General features: G+C 76.7%; 1 protein-coding gene. It reads right to left on the bottom strand.

All coding sequences use genetic code 11. The features are described 5' to 3' along the window. Positions 1-177: 177 nt before the first annotated feature. Positions 178-1,039: DUF3152 domain-containing protein (locus CR470_RS38160; protein ID WP_257139075.1), on the bottom strand; the 862-nt coding region annotated here is incomplete at its 5' end.

Below are 1,039 nucleotides of genomic sequence, written 5' to 3'. Positions count from 1 at the left end.
CCGCTGACCGCGGGCGGCCGGGCGGACCTCGCGGTCTTCGACGTACCCGACGAGGAGGCCCTGCGCGCGGGCGGGGCGCGCGCCTGCGTGGCGACGGTCCTCGCGGGGCGGCTCGTGCACCGCGCCCGCTGAGGCGGAGGCCGGCTCCGAGGCCGGAGCGGGCTTCCTGCGGGACGGTCACGGCACCTTCGGGCCGCCCAGATAGCGTCCCTTCGTGTCGTACGGCCAGGCGTTGGCGACGCAGCCCTTCAGCCCGTCGATCTGCTGCATCATCGCGGGAGCGGGGCGCCCCTTCCCCGGGCAGGTCTCGTGGCCGCGCCCCAGCCAGTGGCCGACCTCGTGGTTGACGATCAGCGCCCGGTACTCCGCCACGGGCCCGTCGAACTGCGGCGAACCGAGCTGCCAGCGCTTCAGGTTGACCATCACCCTCTCGCCGCCCCGGCAGTTGACCTCGCCGCGCGTCTTCAGGCCGTACTCGCCGCAGATCCGGTCCGTGGTCGCCGGGGTGGCGATCTTGATCACGAGTCCGGCCGGGCCGTCGGCGACCTGACGGAACGCGTGCTCGCCGTCGTGGCTCCAGCCGCGCGGATCGGCGAGGACGGCGGCGATGTCCGCGGCGGCCCGGTCGGGGTCGACGCCGCTGCCGTCCTCCACCTCGACCCGGTAGGCGCTGCCCCTGCCCTTCGCGTCGACCCCCGCACGGGCCACGGTGAACGTCCCGGGGCCCGAGGCGGGGATGTCCTCGGCCCGGACATCGCCGTCCTTCTCGTCCGAGGCCGAGGCCGAGGCCGAGGCGGAGGCGGACGGCGGGGGAGTGGTCGGTGGCGGGTCCTCCAGAGGCTCCGCGGCGTTGTCCGGTCCGTCCGCCGGGGCCGTACGGGACGGGTCCGGCGCCGCGTTCGCCGGTCCGCCCCCGTCCTGCCAGGGGCGGCCGACCAGCAGGGCCGCGCCCGCCACGACCACGAGGGCCAGTACGGCGAGTGATGCCGCCCGGCGCCGGTCGCGGCGTCTGCGCCGCACCCGGGAGCGGGCCGTCGAC

Origin of the sequence: Streptomyces sp. rh34, assembly GCF_002551245.1 — a bacterium.
Lineage (GTDB): Bacteria > Actinomycetota > Actinomycetes > Streptomycetales > Streptomycetaceae > Streptomyces.
Note: the sequence above shows the minus strand (reverse complement) of the source record. Positions and strands in the feature narration are given on the sequence as shown.